Genomic DNA, 22,373 nt, shown 5'->3' on the forward strand with positions numbered 1-22,373 from the left:
TCAAACTACGGACCTGCGCCCCGACACGGCACATGCGTTCACCTCGACCGTACCCTGCGCGCGCCGGTGCGTGTAGTAAGACAGGCCGCCAGCACATTACGAACCGGTAATACGCCGCCGGAACGACCCGTCGTGACCGAGACGCGGGCCGCCGCGTTCCCGGAGGCGGCGGAACGCCGCTTCCTCGGCCCGCCGAGATCAGCCTGCGGTGATGTCCGCATAGGCTGCCGCATCCAACATCTCCGCGAGGGCGGCGTCGAGCGTCGCCTCGTCGTCGACCCCGAGATCGACGAGCCAGCCCTGCGCGTACGGCGCCGAGTTCACGAGTTCCGGGTTGCCGTCCAGATCAGCATTTGCGGCAACGACTTTCGCCGTGAGGGGCGCGAAGATGTCGGACACACTCTTGGTGGATTCCACTTCGCCGAGCGATTCGCCCGCAGTCACCTCGTCGTCGACAGCGGGCAGCTGAACGAACACCACGTCACCGAGCTGGGACTGCGCGAAATCGGTGATGCCGATCCGTACCGTCGTGGCTCCGGTCCGCTCGACCCACTCGTGTTCGGCTGTGTACCGACGATCGGCGGGAATTTCGAGCTCACTCACAGTGGCGTCCTTTCGATGGCAATCCGCGGGCGGATGCGAAGATCAATTTCCGGGCTGAGCGTATTGGCGAGGTTTCGACTCTCGCAAGGCGGAGATCGTGACCTGCTGTGATTGTTCGATCTCGAGCTGTCCACCGCTGCGCGCGACGGTGTCGACCACCCCGCCGGGGATGTTGAGCGCGGCCGCGAGGGTGGGTGGATCCCCGATCGCGACAACGCTGTACGGCGCGGTCACGCGCTGACCGTCTATCGACAGATCGCCTGCAGACCCCGACACCCAGGAGTCGACGCCGATCCGGATGGGAGCACCCTGCGTGCCTTGCAGTGAGATGGCCTCGGCACCCGCCGCCCGCAACTCCTGCACGAGGTCGAGGAGCACTTCGGAGCCCACCCCTTTCCCTGGGTCGGTGATGCTCATCGTCACCCCGGGCCCCGTGGCCGGTGCGCTCCCCACTTGGATCGACAACGCGGTCAGGCGTGCGCGTGCCTCGTCGAGGGCGGCACCCGAGCTACCACTTCGCTGTAAAGTGTCCAGCGTCTGCTCGAGGGAAGCGATCTCCTGCCGCAGGGCCGCTTCCCGCTGGTTCAGCGTATCGAGCACGACCAAGAGGTCCGCCGGGCTCGCGGAGTCGAGCGTGTCACCGGAGCCGGTGTTCTTCACCTGAGTCACGATCGCGATTCCCAGGCCACCGAGAAGAAGTGCGGCCAGCACGGCGAAGACGACGTGGGACCGGCGCGACGCCGATTCGTCCTGGTGGAGTTCGTGTCTGCCCTCGTGACCGCTCATTGCCCGATCACGCTCCGAAGAGGCGACGGCGGAGAGCCGCCGCGTTGCCGAAGATCCGGATACCGAGCACCACGACGATCGCGGTCGACAACTGGGTGCCCACTCCCAGTTGATCCCCCAGCCACACAATCAGCGCGGCCACCAGAACGTTGAACACGAACGAGACGACGAACACCTTCGAATCGAAGATCTCGTCCAGGTAGGCACGCAGTCCGCCGAACACGGCGTCGAGCGCCGCCACCACGGCGATCGGCAGGTAGGGCTGCACGGCATCGGGCACCTGAGGGCTGAACACCACTCCGAGCACGATGCCCACCACCAGCGCGAGGACGCCGTACAGCGCCGATCCACCCTTGAGCACTGCCTTCATCCGAGCGCCGCCTCCATGTCACTAGCCCTCTCATCGAGTTCCTGGTCACTCCGCCGTCTCATCGAGTTCCTGCCACCTGCGCCGAGCGCACCTCGCGGGCCGGGGCCGCAGGAAGGTCGAGTTCGTCCGCTTCGGCCACCGAGAAGCCGATGCCGTACAGCTGAGCGATACTCGACATTCGCAAGTACGCATCGCTCACCACGAATCCCGTCTGCATCGGCCTCTGCGGTCCGATCGCAGACACCACGTACGGCGAGAACACGGGCTGATTGTCCACGAGCATCGCGCCGCCCGCCTGCCGGATCGTCACGGTAGGGCCGATCCGTACATCACCGACCGCCACGGCCTCGGCTCCGCTGGCCCACAGCGAGTTGACGACTGATTGGAGGTCGCGGTCGAGCACCACAGCCTTTCCCCCCACCGAGCGCTGCGACGAGTCGGACAGGTTGGGCCGAGCCGCGGGATCGGTCAGTGTCACGGTGAGTCCTGGACCGCGGACGGCCTCGACCGCCGCGTCACCCTCGAGGGCGCGCAGCTCCGCGAGGACGCCGGCTCCACGGGCATCACCCGCCAAGGCTGCGGCTCGGGCGTCGTCCGTGCGCACGGACAAGCCGTCGCGGGTGTCCTCGAGACTGCCGACGCGGGCTTCGGCGTCGTGTACCTTGCCGAGCAGTTCTGCCCGGACCTGTTCGGTACCCGGCAGGCGTTCGGTGGCCTGGCGGTACGCCACCGCGAGCACCAGGCCGATCAGCAGCGCACCGAGCGAAATCCATACCCGGTTTCCCCACCGGGTCTGCCGCGCATGGCCGTGTTCGCGATCCTCGGCGGCGCCTTCATAGCCGGGGTCCAGGTGATCGTTCATCAGGGACCGGAGAAGGGACGGCACCGGATTTCGGCGGACGCCGGTGTCGATCCGTTTCATCAGCGGACCTCGCGGTCGTCGCCACCCGGCGCTCGCACGGGAACGGTACGTGCCACGACGAGTGCGTTGGCGATGTACAGCAGACCGGTCCAGAGGTACAACGCTGTGCCCCAGATGAGGAGAGCGGCACCCGCAGGCTGCGCTACCGGGGCGAAATCCCAGTCGACGTGCGCGGCGAGGATCATCGGCAGCGCGAACATGAGCAGGAAGGTTGCACCCTTACCCAGATAGATCACGTCCGGTGGGGGCAATCCGCGGCGCCGGTAGATGAGCAGGGTCAGCGCCAGAACGGCGTCACGCCCGATGAGGATGGCGGCCACCCACCAGGGAATGAACCCACGCACCACAAAAGTCACCAAGGTGGTCACGACGTAGAGGCGGTCGACGAAGGGGTCGAGGAGCGCACCCAGCTTCGAGGACTGATTCAGTACCCGCGCCAGCTTGCCGTCGAGCCAGTCGGTGAATCCACTGATCATGAGGATGGCCAGCGCCCACCCGTCGGCGTGGGTGACGAGCAAGAGATAGACGAACAGCGGCACGCCGATCAAGCGGATGACACTGAGGACGTTGGGCACGGTCACGATGCGGTCCGACCGCACGATGCCCCGGTCCACCGAATCCACCACAGTCTCCCCAGCCCTCGATTGCGCAGTGTCGCGCGCTGCTCCTCGCAACGCTCTCGCCACTCTTCCACAACGGGTCCGGGCTTCAGGCGACCGTGGGCCACCTCAGCCACGTGTCACTCGTCGATGTGCGGACGCGTCCCGATCATCGCGGCGCTGGGACGCGGGCAACACAGTCCGCGGTCAGACTTCCCAGATACAGCCACCCCTCATGCTCCCGGACGCCGGTGACGGGTGAGTAGCTTCCTCTACCACCGCGCAGACTATGCACGATCGTGCCGTTCGAGTCGAGGGCGATCACCCAGCCGGCACGCCGCGGCGCGGGCTGCACCGCTTCGGGCAGATTTGCTGCCAGAATCCGTAACGTCGGATACGGCGCGAGCATGTCGAGCACTCTCATGCGCGGACTGTAGAGCGCGACCCAGAACAGACCGGCAGACGTGTGCGACGTCATGTTGTCGGGAATGCCGGGGAGGTTCTCCGCCCATACCGACACGCTCCCCCGAGACGGGCCCGTGAGGTCGACGCGAGAAATACGATAGGCCCCGGTCTCGGCGACCAGGACGAAGGATTCGTCTGCCGCCAATCCGACGCCGTTGGCGAACTGCAACCCCTCTGCGAGGAGATCGGTCTCCCCCGTCTTCGGGTCCAACCGGAGCAATCGGCCGGTCCCCCGGTGCTCGAGAAGATCGTACCGATGATCATCGATGGTGAAGCGGGCCGACGAGTCGGTGAAATACACGATCCCGTCACGGCCGACGGCAGAGTTGTTGCACGCCAGGATCGGTCGCCCCACAGCGGATTCGGCCAGCACCTCGACGCGCCCACTGTCATCTACCCGCAGGACCCCGCGCGCGGCATCACACACGAGAAATCGGCCGTCGTCCAGCACCTCGATCCCGAGTGGGCGCCCGCCGGTGTCGGCGATCGGCATAGCCTTCCCGTGGATATCGAACCGCCAGATCCGACCGTCGTTGCCCCCGGTGATCACCCGTCCCTCGGCATCTACGGCAACGTCTTCCGGGCCTTCACCGGACGGCAACTGCCATCGCTCGGCATCGTCGAGCACTCGGTTGGGCGCGAGAAGACCTGTGGGAGTGGGCGGTGCGGGAGCATGCCAGACGACAGGGTCGACGCCGGTGCGGTCGAGCCTGCGAGCCACGGACTCGAAGATGGTCACAGGGTGTGACCCTAGTCGCGGCAACCCCACCGTGATTCGGCTAACGCCAAGCGAAGACCGGTTGGTCGAACCCGTCGATGCGGGTATGGCGGCCGTGGAGCGCGACTTCCCGAAATTGGTAGACCACAGCGCCGGTCGGCGCGTGTACCAGGTGGCGCCGAAACGGCCATTGGATCACCGGCTTCGACGATTCGGGGATGTCGACGAACCGCGGCTCGGTGTCGATTTCGGGGAGTCCCACCGCGAAGACTTCCGCCACCTCCTCGAGATGGGGAACGAGAGTAGTGATCGATCGATCCGACCACACGACGAAGGGTGTGATGACGTAGCCGGAGCGGGTGACGTAGTCGTCGAGGCGGCCGAGAACCGCGGACGGCTCCACATCGAGACCGAGCTCTTCGTGTAATTCACGGCGCGCCGCGTCCGCCCCGGTCTCCCCCGCATCCACGCCGCCCCCGGGCAACGCGAACTGGCCCGGGTGCGCTCGCATCTTGGTCGGGCGCATGGTGAGTGGAATGGCCTGCCCGCCCGATCCGTCGCTCATCACAGCGATCACGACTGCCGCCGATCGACGATTGGTCGGATCGACTATCCGCGGTTCGAAGTGTGCGAGCGCGTCGGCGAGGTGGTTTCTGTCGAGGACGGGCGCATCAACCATCACCCGACACTATCCGCCCCTGCACGGGATTTCCTGCCGTTTGGATCTCTCGGTACGTCCCGCGGTCGGCCGGCACACGGGAGAATCACTTCTCCGCGGCCGCCTTGATTCGCCGAGCAAGGTTCGGCGCGTCCTTGCGTGCAGCGCGGAGCGCGAGAGGAGCGATCAGCTTGCCGATTCCGTGGCCTTCCAGCTCGTTGTAGATGGTGACTTTCGTGCCGGCTCCGGCCGGCTCGAGGTCGTAGCCGCCTGTCTTCGCCGTCACGATGTTCTTGGACCGTTCGGTCCACCGTATCGTTTTCGGTGCCTCGAATTCGGTCAGCTCGAATTCCCGTGTGGTGCTCATTCCGGCATCCTTCACGGTGCTGACGAACACCGTCCCGACTCCGGGTGGTCCGTCAGTGGACTTCGTGATCTTCTGCACACGGGGACTGAAATCCGGGTCGTTGACGCCTGCCGCGAGATAGGCGAACACGTACTCGATGGGGCGGTCGATCACCACGGTGCCTTCGAATCGTCCGGACATGTGCGCCTCCGTTTCGCTGACTTCCCGGAACTGACGCTACTCGCGGGACCGTCGAGCAGTCATGAAGTCGTGACATCTCCTCGGTTCCGTTCCCGGACGACGCTGTGTTTGACTGAAATGAGCTCACAGTGATGCGAAGGGCTGACGGCCATGCGGAAAGCGCAGCAGCACGGTGCACGCCTGTTTCTCGTGGCGGTTCTCGCCGTCCTGGCCTTGTGCGGGGTGAGTGCCGCCGGCGCCGCTGCACCGCCGGCCGTCGTTGCACAAGTCGTCGCTCCGGAGATCGCACCCTCGAGCGGTGAGGTCGTCGGCGTCGCGCAACCGATCATCATCCGGTTCCGATCGCCTGTTGCCGACCGGGCGAGCGCCGAACGCGCCGTCGCGATCTCACCGTCGACGCCTGTGACCGGACACTATTCGTGGATCGATGACAGCGAACTGCGGTGGACCCCGGACGCTTTCTGGCCGGCGCACACCGCGGTCACCGTCGAATTCGCGGGATCGAAGACCCAGTTCCAGGTCGGCGACACGCTGGTCGCCGTAGCGAACACTACGACACACCAGTTCACCGTGAGCATCAACGACCGCGTAGTGCACACCATGCCGGCGTCGTTTGGTAAACCCGGCTACGAAACGCCGCTCGGCACGTTCCCCGTCCTCGAGAAGTTCCGCGACATGGTGATGGACTCGTCGACGTACGGCGTCCCGATCGACTCCCCGGAGGGGTACCGGCTCTACGTGGAGTACGCCACCCGCATCACCTGGGGCGGGATCTTCATCCACGGCGCGCCGTGGTCGGTGGCCTCGCAGGGGCGCGAGAACGTCAGTCACGGCTGTATCAATCTCAGCATCGAGAATGCGCGATGGTTCTACGACCACGCCAAGATCGGTGACCACGTCATCGTCACGAACTGACGCCAGAGCGCTTCCTCGGCCATTGCCTTCCCGCCATCGGTGTCCGCAAGTCTCGCGCGAGGGAGCAATGCCAGAAACGACAATGACCTGGCGGACGTGTTCGTCCACCAGGTCATGTGCGGTCGGGCTGACAGGATTTGAACCTGCGACCACTTGACCCCCAGTCAAGTGCGCTACCAAGCTGCGCCACAGCCCGTCCACACCCTCGTTCAGGTGCTCGATGAGATTACATCAGTGGCAGTCCTCAACGCTAATCGCCTGGTCAGGGCGATTCTCCCGAACTACCGTCCGCGTCGGTCCCGCTTCTCCCGGACACGTACCGAGATCCGGACGGGGCTGCCGTCGAAGTTGAACTCCTCACGCAGGCGCCGCTCGAGGAATCGCCGGTACCCGGCCTCGAGGAAACCGGTAGTGAACAGTACGAAGGTCGGCGGCCGAGTTCCGGCCTGGGTGGCGAACATCACCCGTGGGAGACGTCCACCACGCATCGGCGGCGGGGTGGCAGCCACGACTTCCTTCAGCCAGTTGTTGAGCCGGCCGGTCGGAATGCGCTTGTCCCAGGACTCGAGCGCCGTGTCCAGCGCGGGTACCAACTTCTGTACCGCCCGACCCGTGTGCGCCGAGATATTGACCCGCTGGGCCCACGGCACCCGGACCAGGTCCCGGTCGACTTCCCGATCGAGCTGAAGGCGGCGATCCTCGTCGACGAGATCCCACTTGTTGAAGGCGATCACGAGCGCGCGACCCGCATCGGCCACCATGCTGAGCACGCGCAGGTCCTGCTCCGAGATCGGCTCGGACGCATCGATGAGCAGAATCGCGACCTCGGCGGCCTCGATGGCACTCTTCGTGCGTAGGGAGGCGTAGAACTCAGCACCGCTGGCGTGACTGACGCGCTTGCGCAAACCTGCCGTGTCGACGAATCGCCACGGCCGGCCACCGAGCTCGACGATCGAGTCGACCGGGTCGACGGTAGTGCCCGCGACGTTGTGGACGACGGAACGCTCGTCACCCGACAGCTTGTTCAGCAGACTAGATTTGCCGACGTTCGGTTTCCCGACCAGAGCGACACGCCTCGGACCGCCACCCGGGATACCTTCGCGAGGGGTTTCGGGCAGCGCGGCGAGAACCTCGTCCAGGAGGTCGCCGGTACCTCGGCCGTGTGTCGCACTCACCGAGTGCGGTTGCCCGAGGCCCAGCGACCACAGGGCCGCAACCTCGGATTCGGTGCGCCCGTCGTCAACCTTGTTGGCTACCAGCAAGACTGGAGTTTTGGAGCGGCGCAGGACCTTGGCGACGGCCTCATCGGTGGCGGTAGCGCCGACAACGGCGTCGACCACGAGGAGAATCGCATCCGCGGTCTGCATCGCCAGTTCCGCCTGCCGCGCCACGGACTGCTGGAGACCCTTCGCGTCGGGCTCCCAACCACCGGTGTCCTGTACCAGGAATCGGCGACCGCTCCAGTTGGCCTCATAGGAAACGCGGTCGCGGGTCACACCGGGAATGTCCTCGACGACCGCCTCGCGACGACCGATGATGCGGTTGACCAGCGTGGATTTACCCACGTTCGGACGGCCTACCACCGCAACGGTGGGTACGGGAATATGGGCTTCGCCGTCGGTTCCGTCTTCCAGATCGACGACTTCCCAGTCGGACTCTTCGCTCCACGTTCCGTCGCCCGCGAATTCAGTTGTGAATTGTTCGGTCACTGCACTGCTCCAGTTCTCTCGCTTACCACCAGCAGCAACCTGCCGATCACGTCGTCGATTCCGAGTTCGCTGGTGTCGACCAGCACAGAATCTTCTGCCGGCCGCAGCGGCGACACGGCGCGTGTGGAGTCGAGGTGGTCCCGGCGCTCGACGTCGGCGAGGACCGCGGCGTAATCGTCACCTCGCCCCTCCGCGAGATTCTGTGCGTTCCTGCGCTGAGCGCGGGCGGCCGACGAAGCGGTGAGAAAAATCTTTACGTCGGCGTCGGGCAGGACAACCGTCCCGATATCCCGCCCTTCCACGACGATCCGGTCCGCCTCCGCTGTCAGACGACGCTGCGCCTCGACGAGGCGAGCGCGAACGGCAGGGACGGCGGAGACGGCAGAGACAGCTTTGGTGACCGCGTCACCTCGAATCTCCTGGGCGACGTCCTCACCGTCGAGCAGAACCTGCTCACGGGTGGGGTCGGTGCCGATCGACCAGGGCAGACCGGCGGTGGCGTCGGCAATCGCGTCGGGATCCCCGAGGTCCACTCCCTTGCGTAGGACGTGCAAGGTTGCGATGCGGTACATGGCACCGGTGTCGAGGTAGCGGGCTCCGAGCTCCTGCGCCAGCTGCCGCGACACACTCGACTTGCCGGTTCCGGACGGCCCGTCCATGGCGACGACCAGCGAGGCGGCGCTCACAGACCCACCGCCCCGTACAGGCCGCCGACCTCGCCGCGGCCGAGGACTCGCAGCGTTCCCGGGCGCTGTTCACCCAGGGCCACGGGACCGATGTCCGTCCGGACGAGCCGGATCACCGGATGCCCGACTGCGTCGAACAGTCGGCGCACGATGTGCTTGCGGCCTTCATGGAGCGTGACCCGGACCAAAGACTTGCCCTCGTTGATGTCGAGGAGGGTGAAGGTGTCGACTTTTGCCGGCCCGTCGTCGAGTTCGACGCCCTCTTTGAGCTTCTTCCCGACACCGCGCTCGAGTGCACCGGACACGGTCGCCAGATAGGTCTTCGACACCTCGAACGACGGGTGCATGAGCCGATGGGCCAGATCCCCGTCGTTGGTCAGCAGCAGCAGACCCTCGGTGTCGGCGTCGAGGCGGCCCACATGGAACAGCCGCTGACCGGCCGCGACCCTTTCGGAGACGATGTCACCCACGCACGGACGACCGAGGTCGTCGGACATGGTCGACTGCCACCCGCGTGGCTTGTTCAGCGCGAGATGGACCAGATCCTTCTGGACGACGACGCGTACACCGTCCACGCGAACGACAGCGTTTTCGGGGTCGATCCGCAACCCCTGCTCGATCACGATGCGACCGTCGACCTCGACCCGGCCCCGGGAGATCAGTTCCTCGGCGGCGCGACGTGACGCGACTCCAGCCTGGGCGAGCACCTTCTGCAACCGCACACCGTCGCCCTGTGGGGGCCCGACAGGCCTTTCGGCGTCTGCATGCTGGTGCCGGGCGGGCTTGGCATTGCTGACCTTGGGCGCCTGAGTTTGCGCGCGCTGGGGTTTGGCCGATTTCGGCTTGCCCCGCTTGTTCGTGGCCACCGGGGCTTCCGGCCTGCCGGTTCGAGTCTTCGCGGCGTCCGGCCTGCCTGAGCGGCCCTTCGCGGCGTCCGGCCGACCTGTTCGGGTCGTTGCGGCCTCCGGCCGACCCGGACGCTGGCCGGTCTCCGACCGGCCCGACCTGTGGCCGGTCTCCGTCTTGTCGGTGCGATGCTTGTTGTTGTTGCGATCCGGTGTGCCATCTCGGCGAGCGGGTTTCTTCACTTTTTTCTACGATCCCTGTCAGTCTTCGGTGTCGAGCCCGGTGTCCAACTTGTCCGTGGACGCCGTAGCTTTATTCATTCTCGCAAATCGTGGGTCAGATTCCAGACTGTCGCTGATGTCGTCTATCAGGTCCACGTCCGGCAGCAACGGGGCCAGGGCGGGCAGATCGGCCAGAGAGGCCAAGCCGAGCCGTTCCAGGAAGAGCTCCGTCGTCGAATACTGCGTGGCGTTGGTATCGGGATCGACCCCGGCTTCGGCGATCAATCCACGAGCGAGAAGCGTGCGCACCACACCATCCACGTTGACGCCGCGCACCGCACTGATCCGTGCGCGGGTCAACGGTTGACGGTATGCCACGACAGCAAGAGTCTCCAAAGCAGCCCTCGTCAGCTTGGAGCGTGCCCCGTCCAGCAACAGGCGCTCCACGTAGGGCGCATAGACGGTGCGGGTATAGAGACGCCAACCGTCACCGGCATATCGGAGGTCCATGCCACTACTGCGAGCGGTGAGCTCGGCGGACATCCGGTTGAGGGTTTCAGTGATGCGTTTCACAGAAGCCCCGGTCACGGAGGACAGCAGATCGACCCCGGCAGGCGAATCGACGATCAACAGCAGCGACTCCAGAATGGCCTCGAGCTCGGCGTCCGACAGTTCGTCGTCACCGCCGAGCGAAGCCGGCTCGTCGTCACTGCCGGAGGCATGGGGCTCGTGGGGCTCGTCGTGCGGGGCCGAGCTCATCCGTAATCCTCCTCGGTCACCGGGAGACGGACGTCGCCCCCGGTCCAGCTCACCAACAATTCACCGAGAGGCTCGGGTTGCTCGAACAGCACCGACTGCTCGCGGTACAGCTCGAGCAACGCGAGAAATCGTGCCACGATCTCGACTGCTACCTCACATTCCGACACCAGTTCACCGAAGCTCGCCCATTGATTCGCGCCACGTCCGCGAAGCAGTTCCAGTATCCGGGCCGCCTGCTCGGGCACCGACACCGCGTGCATGTCGTGCAGGTGGTCGAGTCCCACGGTCGGAGTCGGGCGGGGGGTGAACACGGTTGCGGCGATCTCGGCGAACCGCTGCGGGTCGACCCCGAGCAACACCTCGGGAAGCAGGCTTGTGAACTGGTCTTCCAGCGCGACCGATCGCGGATATCGCCGAAGGGCCGCGGCTTCGAGTTCGCCGAACAGCTGGGCCGCCTGCTTGTACGCGCGATATTGGAGCAGTCGGGCAAACAGCAGGTCACGGGCCTCGAGCAGGGCCAGATCCTCGGCGTCCTCCACCTGTCCGGCCGGCAGAAGTCGCGCCGCCTTGAGGTCGAGGAGTGTTGCGGCGACCACCAGGAACTCGGTGGTCTGGTCGAGGCCCATCTCCGCACCGAGTTCGCGGGTGTAGACGATGAAGTCGTCGGTCACCTGATGGAGCGCGACTTCCGTTACGTCGAGCTCACGCTGGTTGATGAGCGTGAGCAGCAGGTCGAACGGTCCCTCGAAGTTCCGCAGGGTCACCCGGAAGCCGGCCTTGACGGCAGAGGCCTGCTGATCGTTCGACTCGGCCGGCACCGATGCCGCGCCGGGATTCTCGGTGTGCGATGGAGCCACGACGTTCTGGGTGTTCACCACTTACCGGCCGGAACGGTGGATGACCTCACGGGCCAACGCGCGGTACGCCTCGGCACCGGGCGACTTCGGCGCCCAGGTGGTGATCGGCTCACCGGCCACAGAGGTCTCCGGGAATCGTACGGTCCGGTTGATCACCGTGTCATACACCACATCGCCGAACACCTCGACCACCCTGGCCATCACCTCGCGGGCGTGGAGCGTGCGGGCGTCGAACATGGTCACCACGATCCCGGCGAGTTCGAGCTTCGGGTTCAGTCGGTCGTGCACCTTTTCGACGGTGTCGTTGAGCAGCGCCAGTCCACGCAGGCTGAAGTATTCGCATTCCATGGGGATGATCACCGAGTCCGCGCAGGCGAGAGCGTTGACGGTAAGCAGCCCGAGGGACGGCTGGCAATCGATGAGGACGTAGTCGTACCGGTCCAGCACGGGATGCAGCACCCGGCCCAGGGTCTGTTCCCGTCCGACCTCGGTGACGAGCTGGATCTCCGCGGCGGAGAGGTCGATGTTGCTCGGTAACAGGTCGAGATTCTCGACGCGTGTCCGCATCAGCACGTCGTCGATCGACACGCGGGGTTCGACGAGCAGGTTGTGCACGGTGAGGTCGAGGTCGTGGTGCGCGACCCCCAGGCCGGCAGACAGCGCGCCCTGCGGGTCGAGATCGACGAGCAGGACCCGACGGCCGTACTCGGCGAGGGACGCCCCCAGATTGATCGTGGACGTCGTCTTCCCGACCCCACCTTTCTGGTTGCACATCGCGACGATCCTCGCGGGACCGTGGGATGGCAGCGGCGTGGGTTCCGGCACCGCACGGGTCGGTCTCCCCGTGGGGCCGAGCTCACCCGATTCGACGACGGTGTCGTCGAACAGGGCTGCGGGGTCGGTCTGTCGCATGTCGAACATGTCGCCCTCCGATTGCGAGTGCCCTGACTCCGCTGCTGGCGGCTGCGGTGTCACCACGGTCCGATGATCCCCTGTTCTCTCGATGCTCGCTGTCGATCACACATCGTTATACGAACGCTACCGCTTCGTACCGTGAATATTCCCCTCGACACGCGTTCGCCTACCGCGCCCGAGGGTGCGCGTGGGCCCACACTTCACGCAGCGCACCCACCGTGACCAGGGTATATATCTGTGTGGTCGTGACGGAGGCGTGTCCGAGCAACTCTTGGACGACGCGCACATCGGCGCCCCCGTCCAAAAGGTGAGTGGCGAACGAGTGCCGCAGCGTGTGCGGCGAGACCGCTACCGTGATCCCGGCAGCCTCCGCCGCAGTCTGCAACACCTTCCAAGCGCTCTGCCGTGACAGTCGACCACCGCGGACATTGAGGAAGAGCGCGGGCGTGCCCCGCGACATCAGCGCCGGCCGGCCGCGGACCAGGTAGGCGTCGAGGGCTTCGACCGCGGGCCTGCCCACGGGGACGACCCGGTGCTTTCCGCCCTTACCGCGGAGCAGGACGGAGCGGTTCTCGGTGTCGATATCGTCTACATCGAGGCCGACCGCTTCGGAGATGCGGGCCCCCGTGGAGTACAGCAACTCGAGAAGAGCGCGGTCTCGCACCGCTCTGGGCCCGTCGGCGGGCCCTCCGCCCCCGACGGCCTCGAGTAGAGACAGCACCTCGCGGACGGGCAACGATTTGGGAAGCCGAGTGGCCGGCGAGGGTGGTCGGACTACCCGAGCCACGTCCACCGCCGCGATCCCCTCCGCGGTGGCAAAACGGTGAAACCCGCGCACCGCGATCAACGCGCGGGCGGCCGAACTCGCGGCCAGCGCCGGCAGGCCGCGCGCGGGGTCACCGCTGCGCAGCGCGACGACGAATTCACTGACATCCTGCTCGCGGACCCGTCCGATGTCCGTGATCCCTCGATCGGCGAGGAATTGTGTGTACCGCGACAGGTCACGCCGATACGAAGAGATGGTGTTGCGGGCAGCACCGCGTTCGACTGCCAGGTGATCGAGGTACGTCTCGACCTGCCGCGCGATCACCGGATCATTCTCCGGCGGCTTCGACCCCGGCACGTGAGCGTTTTCTCTCACTGAAACTCGCCGGACGATCGACCCACGGTGCATCCCGGTCGCGTAGTGGCGTGTCGGGTCGCGACTTGATTGCGGCCAACGACATGATCCCGGAAACCGCGGTGGCGTTGACGATCTCACCGCGCAGGACCATCGCCACCGCCTCGTCGAGCGGGAACCGCTCTATCTCGAGGTCGGCCTCTTCGTGCTCCGGTTCGGGCCGGTGGACGGTGTAGAGGTCCTCCGCGAGAAACACCCGCACCGACTCGTCGGTGAAGCCGGGCGAGACAGCCACGTCCACGAGGACCGCCCACTGTTTCGCCGCGAGTCCTGTTTCCTCGGCCAACTCCCGCTTCGCAGCCTCCAGCGGGTCCTCGTCCGGTTCGTCGAGGAGGCCCGCCGGAATCTCCCACAGCCGGCGGCCCACCGGGTGCCGGTACTGGTGGATGAGGACGAGTCGGTTCTCGTCGTCGAGCACCACGACTGCAACTGCGCCGTGATGCTCGACGACCTCTCGTTCGGCTGTCCGCCCATTCGGCATCGCCACCTCGTCCAGACGCAATGCCAGGATGGCCCCGCTGTAGACGACGCGCGAGTCGAGAATGTCGAATTCGTGCCGATCGGTGTCGGTCATGCGCCGGCTCTACTTATCCGGCACTGTCGATCGACGCCCGGTCGGTGGCGGCAGCCACCTCGTCCGCCACGGCGACCTCGACCGTCCGCTCCTCACCGTGGACGTCGACGGGAAGGCGTTCTTCGAGCTTGTACGTCAACGCCGCTGCGACGAATGCTGCGAACAAGGGATGCGGACGAGTCGGACGGCTCTTGAGCTCCGGGTGGGCCTGCGTCGCGACGAAGAACGGATGCTGCTTCGCCGGGTACTCGACGAACTCGACGAGGTGCCCGTCCGGCGAGGTCCCACTGAAGAGAAGACCGCTCTTGGCGATGCGGTCGCGGTAGGCATTGTTGACCTCGTAGCGGTGCCGATGACGTTCGGAAACCTGCTCGCTGCCGTACGCCCGCGCAACGACCGAACCCTTGGCCAGCACGGCCGGATAGGCGCCGAGGCGCATCGTTCCACCGAGGTCGGCTTCGCCGGCCACGACGTCTTCCTGATCGGCCATCGTGGAGATGACCGGGTGCGTAGTCTCGGGCTCGAACTCCGCAGAGTTGGCATCCTCGAGCCCCACGCTGCGGGCGGCCTCGATCACGACGCACTGCAAGCCGAGGCACAGGCCGAGCAGTGGGATCTTGCGGTGGCGCGCATACCGGATGGCGCCGAGCTTGCCCTCGATGCCACGGATCCCGAAGCCGCCGGGAATCAGCACCCCGTCCACATCCCCCAGCGCTGCCTGCGCTCCGGCTTCGGTCTCACAGGCGTCCGAGGGAACCCAGGAGATCTCCACCTTGGATCGATGAGCGAACCCTCCCGCTCGCAGTGCCTCGGTGACCGACAGGTACGCGTCGGGAAGGTCGACATACTTGCCGACGAGCGCGATCCGCACCGTCTCGCGCGGCTGGTGGACGCGCTCGAGAAGATTTCCCCAAACCGTCCAGTCCACGTCCCGGAACGGTAGCCCCAGCTGACGCACGACGTATGCGTCGAGACCCTCGCTGTGAAGAACCTTCGGGATGTCGTAGATCGACGGCGCGTCGGGTGTCGAGATACATCCGTCGACGTCGACGTCGCACATCAGCGCGATCTTGTTCTTCAGCGCCGGCGGGACCTCGCGGTCGCAGCGCAGGATCAGCGCGTCGGGCTGGATACCGATGTTCCGCAGCGCGGCAACCGAGTGCTGGGTGGGCTTCGTCTTCAGCTCACCCGACGGCGCCAGGTACGGAACCAGAGAGACGTGGAGGAAGAAGACATTGTCGCGGCCGACGTCGTGTCGCACCTGACGGGCCGCCTCGAGGAACGGCTGCGACTCGATGTCGCCGACGGTGCCGCCGATCTCGGTGATCACCACATCGGGACGCTGACCCTGCAGGTCCGGCCCACTCATGGCGAGGATGCGGCTCTTGATTTCGTCCGTGATGTGCGGAATGACCTGGACGGTGTCCCCGAGATACTCCCCCCGCCGTTCCTTGGCGATGACCGTCGAATACACCTGGCCCGTGGTCACATTCGCCTGACCGGAAAGGTCGCGATCGAGGAAGCGCTCGTAGTGGCCGACATCGAGGTCGGTTTCGGCGCCGTCTTCCGTCACGAAGACTTCACCGTGCTGGAAGGGATTCATCGTTCCCGGATCGACGTTGAGGTACGGATCCAGTTTCTGCATGGTCACGCGCATCCCTCGCGCGGTCAGCAATTGTCCCAGACTCGAGGCTGTGAGGCCCTTGCCGAGCGAGGAGGCGACGCCGCCGCTGACGAAGATGTGCTTGGTGGCGGTACGCGAAGAAGTGCGTGACTGTGGCAAAGGGGCTCCCGTGACGACTGTGCAGGGCTTGGTCTGTTCGAGCAATGCTGGGGCCTGCCGACCCACGGGACTTCACGGTAACACCTCGGCAGACCTGCGGGAAACAACGCGCCGAGATTGCACTCCCCCAGGGTGTGACGTGCACTACGCGGGCGTCGCCCCAACCGTGACTCCGGTGGTTCCGGGTCCGGTGCCATACCGGCCGGCGCCGCCGCCGAGCTGCTCCTGCAACGACAGCGGAACGGTGATCTTTCCCGCTTCGCGGTCGATGTTGTCGATCGTCGTGAGCGCCGCCGACAGTGCGGCATCGGCACGGGCAACGGCGACCGCACCGTTTCCCTGCGCCGAAGCCGGACGACCGGCGAGGACGGTTCCACCGCCGCGCGAGTCCAACGCTCCCGCGAACCGGGCAACCACCGCGCCCCGGTTACCGCTGGCGCCGTCCTCCACGTCACGGTCCCCCGTGAGCACCACCGCGAGCTGGGCGGGCTCGACCCCGCCGTCGTCGTAGGTGATGAAACCTGCACCTCGCAACGTTTCCAGAGCGAGCGCCCTCTCCTGCGGTGAACTCTGCGGCTGACCGGTCTCCTTGCCGAGCAGAACCACCGAGCCCAGGAGGTCACCCGCCAGGCTGCCCTGATCCACGGCACCCGTCTTCAAGGTGACACCGGCGGGGATGACATTGTTGACGACCGTGCGCAGCCGGTCACCACCAGTGGCGTCGACGAACGAGTCCGTCAGGGACACCCGTCCCGTGACGCTGCCACCGGCCGCCCCAATCATCCGGTTCACCCCGTCGAGGTCGGCAGGGTCGGCGTCGGGCGTGGTCACCACGACGACAGTTCGCCCCGCAAGGGCGTCGGCCACCACCCGGCCGGCCACCGCCGAGTCGAAACCATCGGCCGAATTCAGCTGCTCGGTCAGCTGGTTGTTGCGTTCGTTCGCATTTTCGATGTCGTTCTGCAAATCAACCTTGTCGTCGCGGAGACCGGACACGAGACCGCTCGACAGCAGGCCGGATCCCAGTACCACCCCGATTGCCAGCGCCAGGAAGATCGCTGCGATCGAAATGGCATGTTGACGCAGAGAAATCACTTGAAGAACCCCTGCACCCACAGCGCAAAGCTGTTCCAGGTCGCGATAGCCCAGTCAAGAGCTTCCCCACCGACATTCGACACGACGAGGGCCACGATGACCGCGACCAGAGCGGCCAGTACGAGCAGAGCGATGGCACCTCCCGACACCCTGCTGCGGTAAAGGGTCGCCACGGCCTTGGCGTCCACCAGCTTGGGTCCGACTTTCAATCGGGTCATGAACGCCGACGGATTGCTGTCGCGGCGGCCGCGGTCGAAGAACTCGTCGAGCGAGACCGTGTTGCCCACGGTCACGATCAACGAGGCACCGTGGTGATCGGCGAGGAGCAGCGCCAGGTCGGACGGAGACCCGGAAGCCGGGAACGTCATGGCCCCTATGCCCAGATCCTGGATACGCGACAAGCCCGAGGCATGCCCGTCCTGGTCTGCCGGCAGCACCACCTCGGCGCCCGACTTCAGCGTCGCGCTGGTGATGTCCTCCGGGTCACCGACGATGAGGTCGGGCCGGTAGCCGGCAGATCTGAGAACATCGGCGCCTGCCCCCACACCGATGAGAATCGGCGAGTATTCCTTGATGAACGGCTTGAGATTTTTCAGATCCGACGCGTGATCCGGTCCGTCGGACACGATCACAACGTGCCGATCCTTCATGTCGACGTCGACATCCGGCACTCCCACCCCGTCGATGAGAAGCGGACTTTCGGTGCGGATGAACTCGATCGTGTTGCCGGAGAACGCTTCCAGGTGATCGACCAGTCCCGTCTTCGCCTCGATCATCCGATCGGAGATTTCGGCCTCGGTCTGCTCGTCGCCCTTGGCGATGCGCCGCTCCCCCGAATAAACGCAGCCGCCGTCGATCCGGACCTTGCTTCCGTCCTTGATGCTCTTGAAGACCTCGGTTCCCGCGGAATCGATCAGGAGGATCCCGTTGGCGACGATCACCTCCGGTCCCAGATTCGGATAGCGCCCTGAAATCGACGGAGACGCGTTGACCACTGCGAGAACGCCGGCCTTGACCAAGGCGTCCGCGGTACCGCGATCGAGGTCGAGCTCGTCGAGAACGACGACGTCGCCTGGCCCGACACGCCTCAGCAGCTTGGCTGTGTTGCGGTCCACCCTGGCGATGCCGCTGACCCCAGGCAAAGTTTCGGTGTTACGTGACAGCAGTGCTGGCATCTTCATAGCTTCGATGATGACGCGGATGCACAGCCCACCTGTGGAGGCGCGCCGAACCAGCTACCACATCGGTCCCACCATCACCAACAGGTTTCGTTCAGACAGCACGTTCGGCTTTTGCCGTGGCAAGCAGTTCCTCAGCGTGCGCACGACCGGTTTCGGTGTCGTCGAGACCGGCGAGCATCCTGGCCAGTTCCACGACCCGCTCGTCATCGGTGAGGGTGCGCACCCCGCTACTGACGACTCCGTCGGCGTCGTCGACCTTGTCGACCACCAGATGGGTATCGGCGAATGCCGCCACCTGCGGCAGGTGGGTCACCACGATCACCTGGTGGGTTCTCGCCAACCGGCCCAGTCGCTTGCCGATCTCGACGGCAGCGCGGCCGCCAACCCCTGCGTCGACCTCGTCGAACACCATGGTCGCACCCGAATCGGATCCGGCAAGCACCACCTCGAGTGCAAGCATCACCCGGGAAAGTTCACCGCCCGAGGCGCTCTTGCTGATCGGCAGCGACTGTGCGCCACTATGGGCCGACAAACGAAACTCGACTTCGTCGACACCCGACGACCCGGCATGCACCTGCGCGCCCTCCACGGTGAGCGGAGCGGTGTCCTGAGGGCCCGCCGCACGTGCGCGTACCGACACGTCGAGAGCTGCGCGGCCCATCGCGAGACCGGACAGCTCCGAACTCACTGCCTTGGCGAGCTTGGCCGCAGCCTTGACACGGGCGGCAGTGAGTTTCGATGCCGCCTCGGCAGTCGCCGCCGCCGAATCCTCCACCTGCTTCGTCAGCGCGGCCAGCGCATCGGACGACACATCGATCTTCTCGAGCCGCGCCCGCGCGTTCTCGGCCCACTCGAGCACGCCGTCGACGTCCGCAGCGTACTTGCGCGTGAGGTTCTTGAGCTCCGCCTGCCTCGACAACAGCGAGTCCAGCGCGCCGGGGTCCGCGGGCAGTCCGGCCAGGTAGGTGGTGAGGTCGGCCGACACGTCCGTGACCACGGCGATGGCATCCGCAAGACGCGAACCCAACCCGTCGAGTTCCGGATCGGTGGCGGACTCGATACGGGCGCGAGCTTCGGACAGCAAGTCGAGGGCGGGCGGCGACACGCCGTCACCGTCCATCTCGTCACCGCCGGCAAGCGCGGTCTGCGCCTCCTGCGCTGCCGACCGCAAGGAGTCGAGTTCGCTGAGCCTGCGCACTTCGGCGACGATCGACTCGTCCTCCCCTGGGGTGGGGGCGATGCCGTCGATTTCGTTGAGAGCAAACGTCAGCTGATCGGCCTCCTGCGCGAGTTCGCGCGTGCGGCCGGTTCGCTCGATCAACTCCGATCGCGCGGTCAGCCATTCGTCGCGGTGCTTGCGGTACCGCGCCAGGAGAGGGCCGACGGTTTTCTCCGCGAATCGGTCGAGCGCAGCACGCTGCTGGTCGGGGCGCAACAGCCGCAGTTGGTCGTTCTGCCCGTGCACGGTCAGTAGCGGGTCGGTGAAGTCGGACAGCACTCCGGCGGGGACACTGCGGCCGCCGAGGTGCGCGCGCGAGCGGCCGTCGCTGCTGACGGTCCGCACCGCGATGATGGTGCCGTCTTCGTCCCGCTCGGCGCCGGTCGACTCGAGCAACTCGGTGACGGCCCGCTCGACGCGTTCGGAATTCTCGTCCGTCACGAAACGACCTTCGACGACGGCTCGCGGCGCCCCGAGACGCACCCGGCCCGCGTCTGCCCGGGCACCGCTGAGGAGATGGAGGCTGGTCACCACCATCGTCTTTCCGGCGCCTGTCTCACCGGTGAGTACTGTCAAGCCTTCGTGGAACTGCGCGGACGCCTCGGAGATCACACCGAGGTTGTCGATCCTGATCTCTGCCAGCACGTCTAGGGTTTCCTTCCTCGCCACCCGGTGACGGGCAGCTCGAACTTTCGCACCATGCGATCGGCGAAGGGAGCCGAGTCGAGTCGCACCCAGCGAACGGCTTCCTTACCGCGCACCACCTCCACCCGCGCACCCGCAGGAAGTTCGAGAGTTCTCCTGCCGTCACAGAAAACCAGTCCATCATGACTACCGGCCACCGTCTCGACAGCGATGATCGACTCCGGGCTGGTGACGAGCGGCCGCGCGAAGAGTGCGTGGGCATTGCTCGGAACAACCAGCAAGGCTTCCAGTTCGGGCCACACGACGGGACCGCCGGCGGAGAAGGCGTAGGCCGTCGACCCCGTCGGTGTCGAGATGAGCACTCCGTCGCATCCGAACGCCGACACGGGGCGGCCGTCGACTTCGAGCACTACTTCGAGAACACCGAGCCGGGACCGGTTCTCGATGCTCGCTTCGTTGAGCGCCCAGCCCCGCTCGATGATCTCGTCGTCCACCCGAACGACGACGTCCAGCGTCATGCGCTGTTCCACCCGATATTCGCGGCGCACCACCTGACCGAGTGCCTCGTCCAGATGTTCGGCCTCCGTTTCGGCAAGGAAGCCGATGCGCCCGAGGTTGATGCCCAGCACCGGAATGGACGCGGCCTGAGCAAGTTCCGCGGCGCGAAGGAAAGTCCCATCTCCTCCGAGGACCAGCACCATTTCGCAGCCGAGGGCGGCGTGCGGACCGGCCTGGACGATCGTCACCTCGAATCCCGGCACCAGGAACTCGTCGGGCGCCATGCCGTCCATTGGTTCGATGCGTGTGTTGTCGACCTCGTCGACGAGGACGCGCAGTCCGATTCCAGCGCTCTTGAAGATCTCACCGACGCGCCGTGCGGTCTCCGTGATTTCGGCCCGGCCCGGGTGCGCCACCAGCAGAATCTCGCGTGCCGTGCCGCTGCTTCCCCCGCTCACTGTGGTCCTTCCTGCACCGCGGTGCGAATCAACTCTTCGATCGAGTCGACCGGTTCATCATCAACCCCGGGTACGACACCCGGTTCCGGCACCGCAGTGGCACCCGAGCGGAGCCACAGGAAATACTCGACATTTCCGGAGGGACCTGGCAACGGGCTCGCGACGGCTCCCAGCGTACGCAGCCCCAGGGACTCCGCGGCCCTTGCGACCCTGAGGACGGCAGCCACCCGCAGTTCCGTGTCACGGACCACTCCGCCCGACCCGACATGATCCTTACCGACTTCGAACTGCGGCTTCACCATCGGAACGAGATCTGCGCCGGCAGTGACACACGCGACGAAGGCCGGCAGCACGAGTTCGAGGGAAATGAACGACAGGTCGGCGACCACCAGATCGACAGGTCCGCCGATGCGCTCGGCGTCGATAGCACGCACGTTGGTGCGGTCGACTACACGAACCCGATCGTCCGACTGCAACCGCCACACCAACTGGCCGTATCCGACATCCACCGCGACCACCTCCCGGGCGCCGTGGTGGAGAAGTACATCCGTGAAGCCCCCCGTCGAGGCGCCGGCGTCGAGACACCGCTTCCCCTCGACCGAGAGCCCACCGGGTCCGAACGCTTCGAGAGCTCCGAGCAACTTGTGGGCGCCCCGCGAAGCCCAGGACACCTCGTTGTCCACCTCGACCACCCGTAGCGGTGTTCCCGCTTCGACGGCGGTAGCAGGTTTGGTCGCAGCTACTCCGGAGATCAGTACTCTGCCGGAAGTTATGAGTTCCTGGGCGTGTTCACGGGACCGGGCCAGTCCACGCCGAACGAGTTCGGCATCCACCCGCGCGCGTCGGGCCACCTCAGATCTTGTCCACGGCGGCCAGCGCTTCCACCAGAACGTCGTGGGCCTTCTCGAGCAGATGCGCTTTCTTCGGAATGACTCCGACTCCGTGTGGGTCCTCGGGATCCGGTTCGACGGCGTGCAGCCGCGTCAGCAATCCGTCCACCTCCGCGGAAATCTTCTCGGGGTCGACACTCGGCGTTGGCCCAGGTAGATGGGCTCCCGGGCGCGGTATTGGCGTGCTCATCGGGCACAACGCTAGTCGATCCCCCTCGGATACGCATACAGCGAACCGCGCCGCGGACACAAAGGATCTACGGGCACTCGAGAT

At 65.9% G+C, this 22,373-nt stretch carries 24 protein-coding genes and 1 tRNA gene; 1 reads left to right on the forward strand and 24 read right to left on the reverse strand.

The genetic code is table 11. The features are described from left to right. Positions 1 to 198 precede the first annotated feature (198 nt). The 8 genes from gcvH to HYG77_RS02215 all read right to left on the reverse strand — a co-directional run bounded on the left by gcvH (position 199) and on the right by HYG77_RS02215 (position 5,668). The gene (gene gcvH, locus HYG77_RS02180) at positions 199 to 603 is read right to left on the reverse strand and encodes a glycine cleavage system protein GcvH (RefSeq protein ID WP_109329480.1); all 405 of its coding nucleotides are present in this window, start codon (positions 601 to 603) and stop codon (positions 199 to 201) included. A gap of 42 nt (positions 604 to 645) precedes the next feature. Continuing rightward, on the reverse strand, positions 646 to 1,389 hold the full coding sequence (locus tag HYG77_RS02185; RefSeq protein WP_109329478.1) for a DUF881 domain-containing protein: 744 nt from the start codon (positions 1,387 to 1,389) through the stop codon (positions 646 to 648). A gap of 7 nt (positions 1,390 to 1,396) precedes the next feature. After that, on the reverse strand, positions 1,397 to 1,759 hold the full coding sequence (locus HYG77_RS02190) for a small basic family protein (RefSeq protein WP_109329476.1): 363 nt from the start codon (positions 1,757 to 1,759) through the stop codon (positions 1,397 to 1,399). 58 nt (positions 1,760 to 1,817) lie between these two features. Then, positions 1,818 to 2,681, reverse strand: coding sequence for a DUF881 domain-containing protein (locus HYG77_RS02195; RefSeq protein ID WP_208961746.1), 864 nt, complete (start codon positions 2,679 to 2,681; stop codon positions 1,818 to 1,820). Next, a complete protein-coding gene (locus HYG77_RS02200; RefSeq protein WP_208961747.1) occupies positions 2,681 to 3,304 on the reverse strand; it encodes a CDP-alcohol phosphatidyltransferase family protein in 624 nt (207 codons plus the stop codon). Before HYG77_RS02200 ends, HYG77_RS02195 begins: the two co-directional genes overlap by 1 nt. A gap of 145 nt (positions 3,305 to 3,449) precedes the next feature. Further along, on the reverse strand, positions 3,450 to 4,484 hold the full coding sequence (locus tag HYG77_RS02205; protein ID WP_208961748.1) for an SMP-30/gluconolactonase/LRE family protein: 1,035 nt from the start codon (positions 4,482 to 4,484) through the stop codon (positions 3,450 to 3,452). Between the two features lie 40 nt (positions 4,485 to 4,524). Further along, positions 4,525 to 5,142 carry a CoA pyrophosphatase gene (locus HYG77_RS02210; RefSeq protein WP_208961749.1) on the reverse strand — a complete coding sequence of 206 codons (618 nt, stop codon included), beginning with the start codon at positions 5,140 to 5,142 and terminating at the stop codon, positions 4,525 to 4,527. A gap of 85 nt (positions 5,143 to 5,227) precedes the next feature. Then, the gene (locus HYG77_RS02215; RefSeq protein WP_208961750.1) at positions 5,228 to 5,668 is read right to left on the reverse strand and encodes an SRPBCC family protein; all 441 of its coding nucleotides are present in this window, start codon (positions 5,666 to 5,668) and stop codon (positions 5,228 to 5,230) included. A gap of 150 nt (positions 5,669 to 5,818) precedes the next feature. Between HYG77_RS02215 and HYG77_RS02220 the strand changes: the two genes are divergently transcribed. Then, entirely contained in the window at positions 5,819 to 6,583 is a 765-nt protein-coding gene (locus HYG77_RS02220; protein WP_208961751.1) for a L,D-transpeptidase, read from the forward strand. A 122-nt stretch (positions 6,584 to 6,705) separates the two neighbouring features. Here the strand turns inward: HYG77_RS02220 and HYG77_RS02225 are convergent. The 16 genes from HYG77_RS02225 to HYG77_RS02300 all read right to left on the reverse strand — a co-directional run bounded on the left by HYG77_RS02225 (position 6,706) and on the right by HYG77_RS02300 (position 22,289). Beyond that, positions 6,706 to 6,779 (reverse strand) — tRNA-Pro (locus HYG77_RS02225). A gap of 85 nt (positions 6,780 to 6,864) precedes the next feature. After that, on the reverse strand, positions 6,865 to 8,292 hold the full coding sequence (gene der / locus HYG77_RS02230) for a ribosome biogenesis GTPase Der (protein ID WP_109329462.1): 1,428 nt from the start codon (positions 8,290 to 8,292) through the stop codon (positions 6,865 to 6,867). Then, the gene (gene cmk / locus HYG77_RS02235; protein WP_159921931.1) at positions 8,289 to 8,978 is read right to left on the reverse strand and encodes a (d)CMP kinase; all 690 of its coding nucleotides are present in this window, start codon (positions 8,976 to 8,978) and stop codon (positions 8,289 to 8,291) included. Before cmk ends, der begins: the two co-directional genes overlap by 4 nt. Further along, on the reverse strand, positions 8,975 to 10,066 hold the full coding sequence (locus HYG77_RS02240) for a pseudouridine synthase (RefSeq protein WP_109329458.1): 1,092 nt from the start codon (positions 10,064 to 10,066) through the stop codon (positions 8,975 to 8,977). The genes cmk and HYG77_RS02240 overlap by 4 nt, the downstream gene beginning before the upstream one ends. 18 nt (positions 10,067 to 10,084) lie before the next feature. Then, the gene (scpB, locus tag HYG77_RS02245; protein ID WP_109329457.1) at positions 10,085 to 10,804 is read right to left on the reverse strand and encodes an SMC-Scp complex subunit ScpB; all 720 of its coding nucleotides are present in this window, start codon (positions 10,802 to 10,804) and stop codon (positions 10,085 to 10,087) included. Next, complete coding sequence (locus HYG77_RS02250; protein WP_230990225.1) at positions 10,801 to 11,622, reverse strand: segregation/condensation protein A; 822 nt, start codon at positions 11,620 to 11,622, stop codon at positions 10,801 to 10,803. Before HYG77_RS02250 ends, scpB begins: the two co-directional genes overlap by 4 nt. A gap of 60 nt (positions 11,623 to 11,682) precedes the next feature. Beyond that, the gene (locus tag HYG77_RS02255; protein WP_269467598.1) at positions 11,683 to 12,573 is read right to left on the reverse strand and encodes a ParA family protein; all 891 of its coding nucleotides are present in this window, start codon (positions 12,571 to 12,573) and stop codon (positions 11,683 to 11,685) included. 169 nt (positions 12,574 to 12,742) lie between these two features. Beyond that, complete coding sequence (gene xerD, locus HYG77_RS02260) at positions 12,743 to 13,666, reverse strand: site-specific tyrosine recombinase XerD (protein WP_230990169.1); 924 nt, start codon at positions 13,664 to 13,666, stop codon at positions 12,743 to 12,745. 4 nt (positions 13,667 to 13,670) lie between these two features. Next, a complete protein-coding gene (locus HYG77_RS02265) occupies positions 13,671 to 14,330 on the reverse strand; it encodes an NUDIX hydrolase (RefSeq protein WP_109329449.1) in 660 nt (219 codons plus the stop codon). A gap of 13 nt (positions 14,331 to 14,343) precedes the next feature. Further along, positions 14,344 to 16,113 carry a CTP synthase gene (locus HYG77_RS02270; protein ID WP_208961752.1) on the reverse strand — a complete coding sequence of 590 codons (1,770 nt, stop codon included), beginning with the start codon at positions 16,111 to 16,113 and terminating at the stop codon, positions 14,344 to 14,346. A 144-nt stretch (positions 16,114 to 16,257) separates the two neighbouring features. Next, the gene (locus HYG77_RS02275) at positions 16,258 to 17,208 is read right to left on the reverse strand and encodes a copper transporter (protein WP_208961753.1); all 951 of its coding nucleotides are present in this window, start codon (positions 17,206 to 17,208) and stop codon (positions 16,258 to 16,260) included. Further along, positions 17,205 to 18,389, reverse strand: coding sequence for a putative cytokinetic ring protein SteA (gene steA / locus HYG77_RS02280; RefSeq protein ID WP_109329446.1), 1,185 nt, complete (start codon positions 18,387 to 18,389; stop codon positions 17,205 to 17,207). The genes HYG77_RS02275 and steA overlap by 4 nt, the downstream gene beginning before the upstream one ends. Before the next feature lie 91 nt (positions 18,390 to 18,480). Further along, positions 18,481 to 20,253 (reverse strand): DNA repair protein RecN, encoded by a 1,773-nt coding sequence (gene recN / locus HYG77_RS02285; RefSeq protein WP_208961754.1) that lies wholly within the window; start codon positions 20,251 to 20,253, stop codon positions 18,481 to 18,483. 2 nt (positions 20,254 to 20,255) lie between these two features. Continuing rightward, a complete protein-coding gene (locus HYG77_RS02290) occupies positions 20,256 to 21,209 on the reverse strand; it encodes an NAD kinase (RefSeq protein ID WP_109329442.1) in 954 nt (317 codons plus the stop codon). Then, on the reverse strand, positions 21,206 to 22,060 hold the full coding sequence (locus HYG77_RS02295) for a TlyA family RNA methyltransferase (RefSeq protein WP_208961755.1): 855 nt from the start codon (positions 22,058 to 22,060) through the stop codon (positions 21,206 to 21,208). Before HYG77_RS02295 ends, HYG77_RS02290 begins: the two co-directional genes overlap by 4 nt. A gap of 1 nt (position 22,061) precedes the next feature. Further along, positions 22,062 to 22,289, reverse strand: a complete 228-nt coding sequence (locus HYG77_RS02300) for a hypothetical protein (RefSeq protein ID WP_159921909.1) — start codon at positions 22,287 to 22,289, stop codon at positions 22,062 to 22,064. Positions 22,290 to 22,373: the final 84 nt, after the last annotated feature.

The sequence above is a fragment of the Rhodococcus sp. ZPP genome (assembly GCF_017656075.1).
GTDB lineage: Bacteria > Actinomycetota > Actinomycetes > Mycobacteriales > Mycobacteriaceae > Rhodococcus_F > Rhodococcus_F oxybenzonivorans.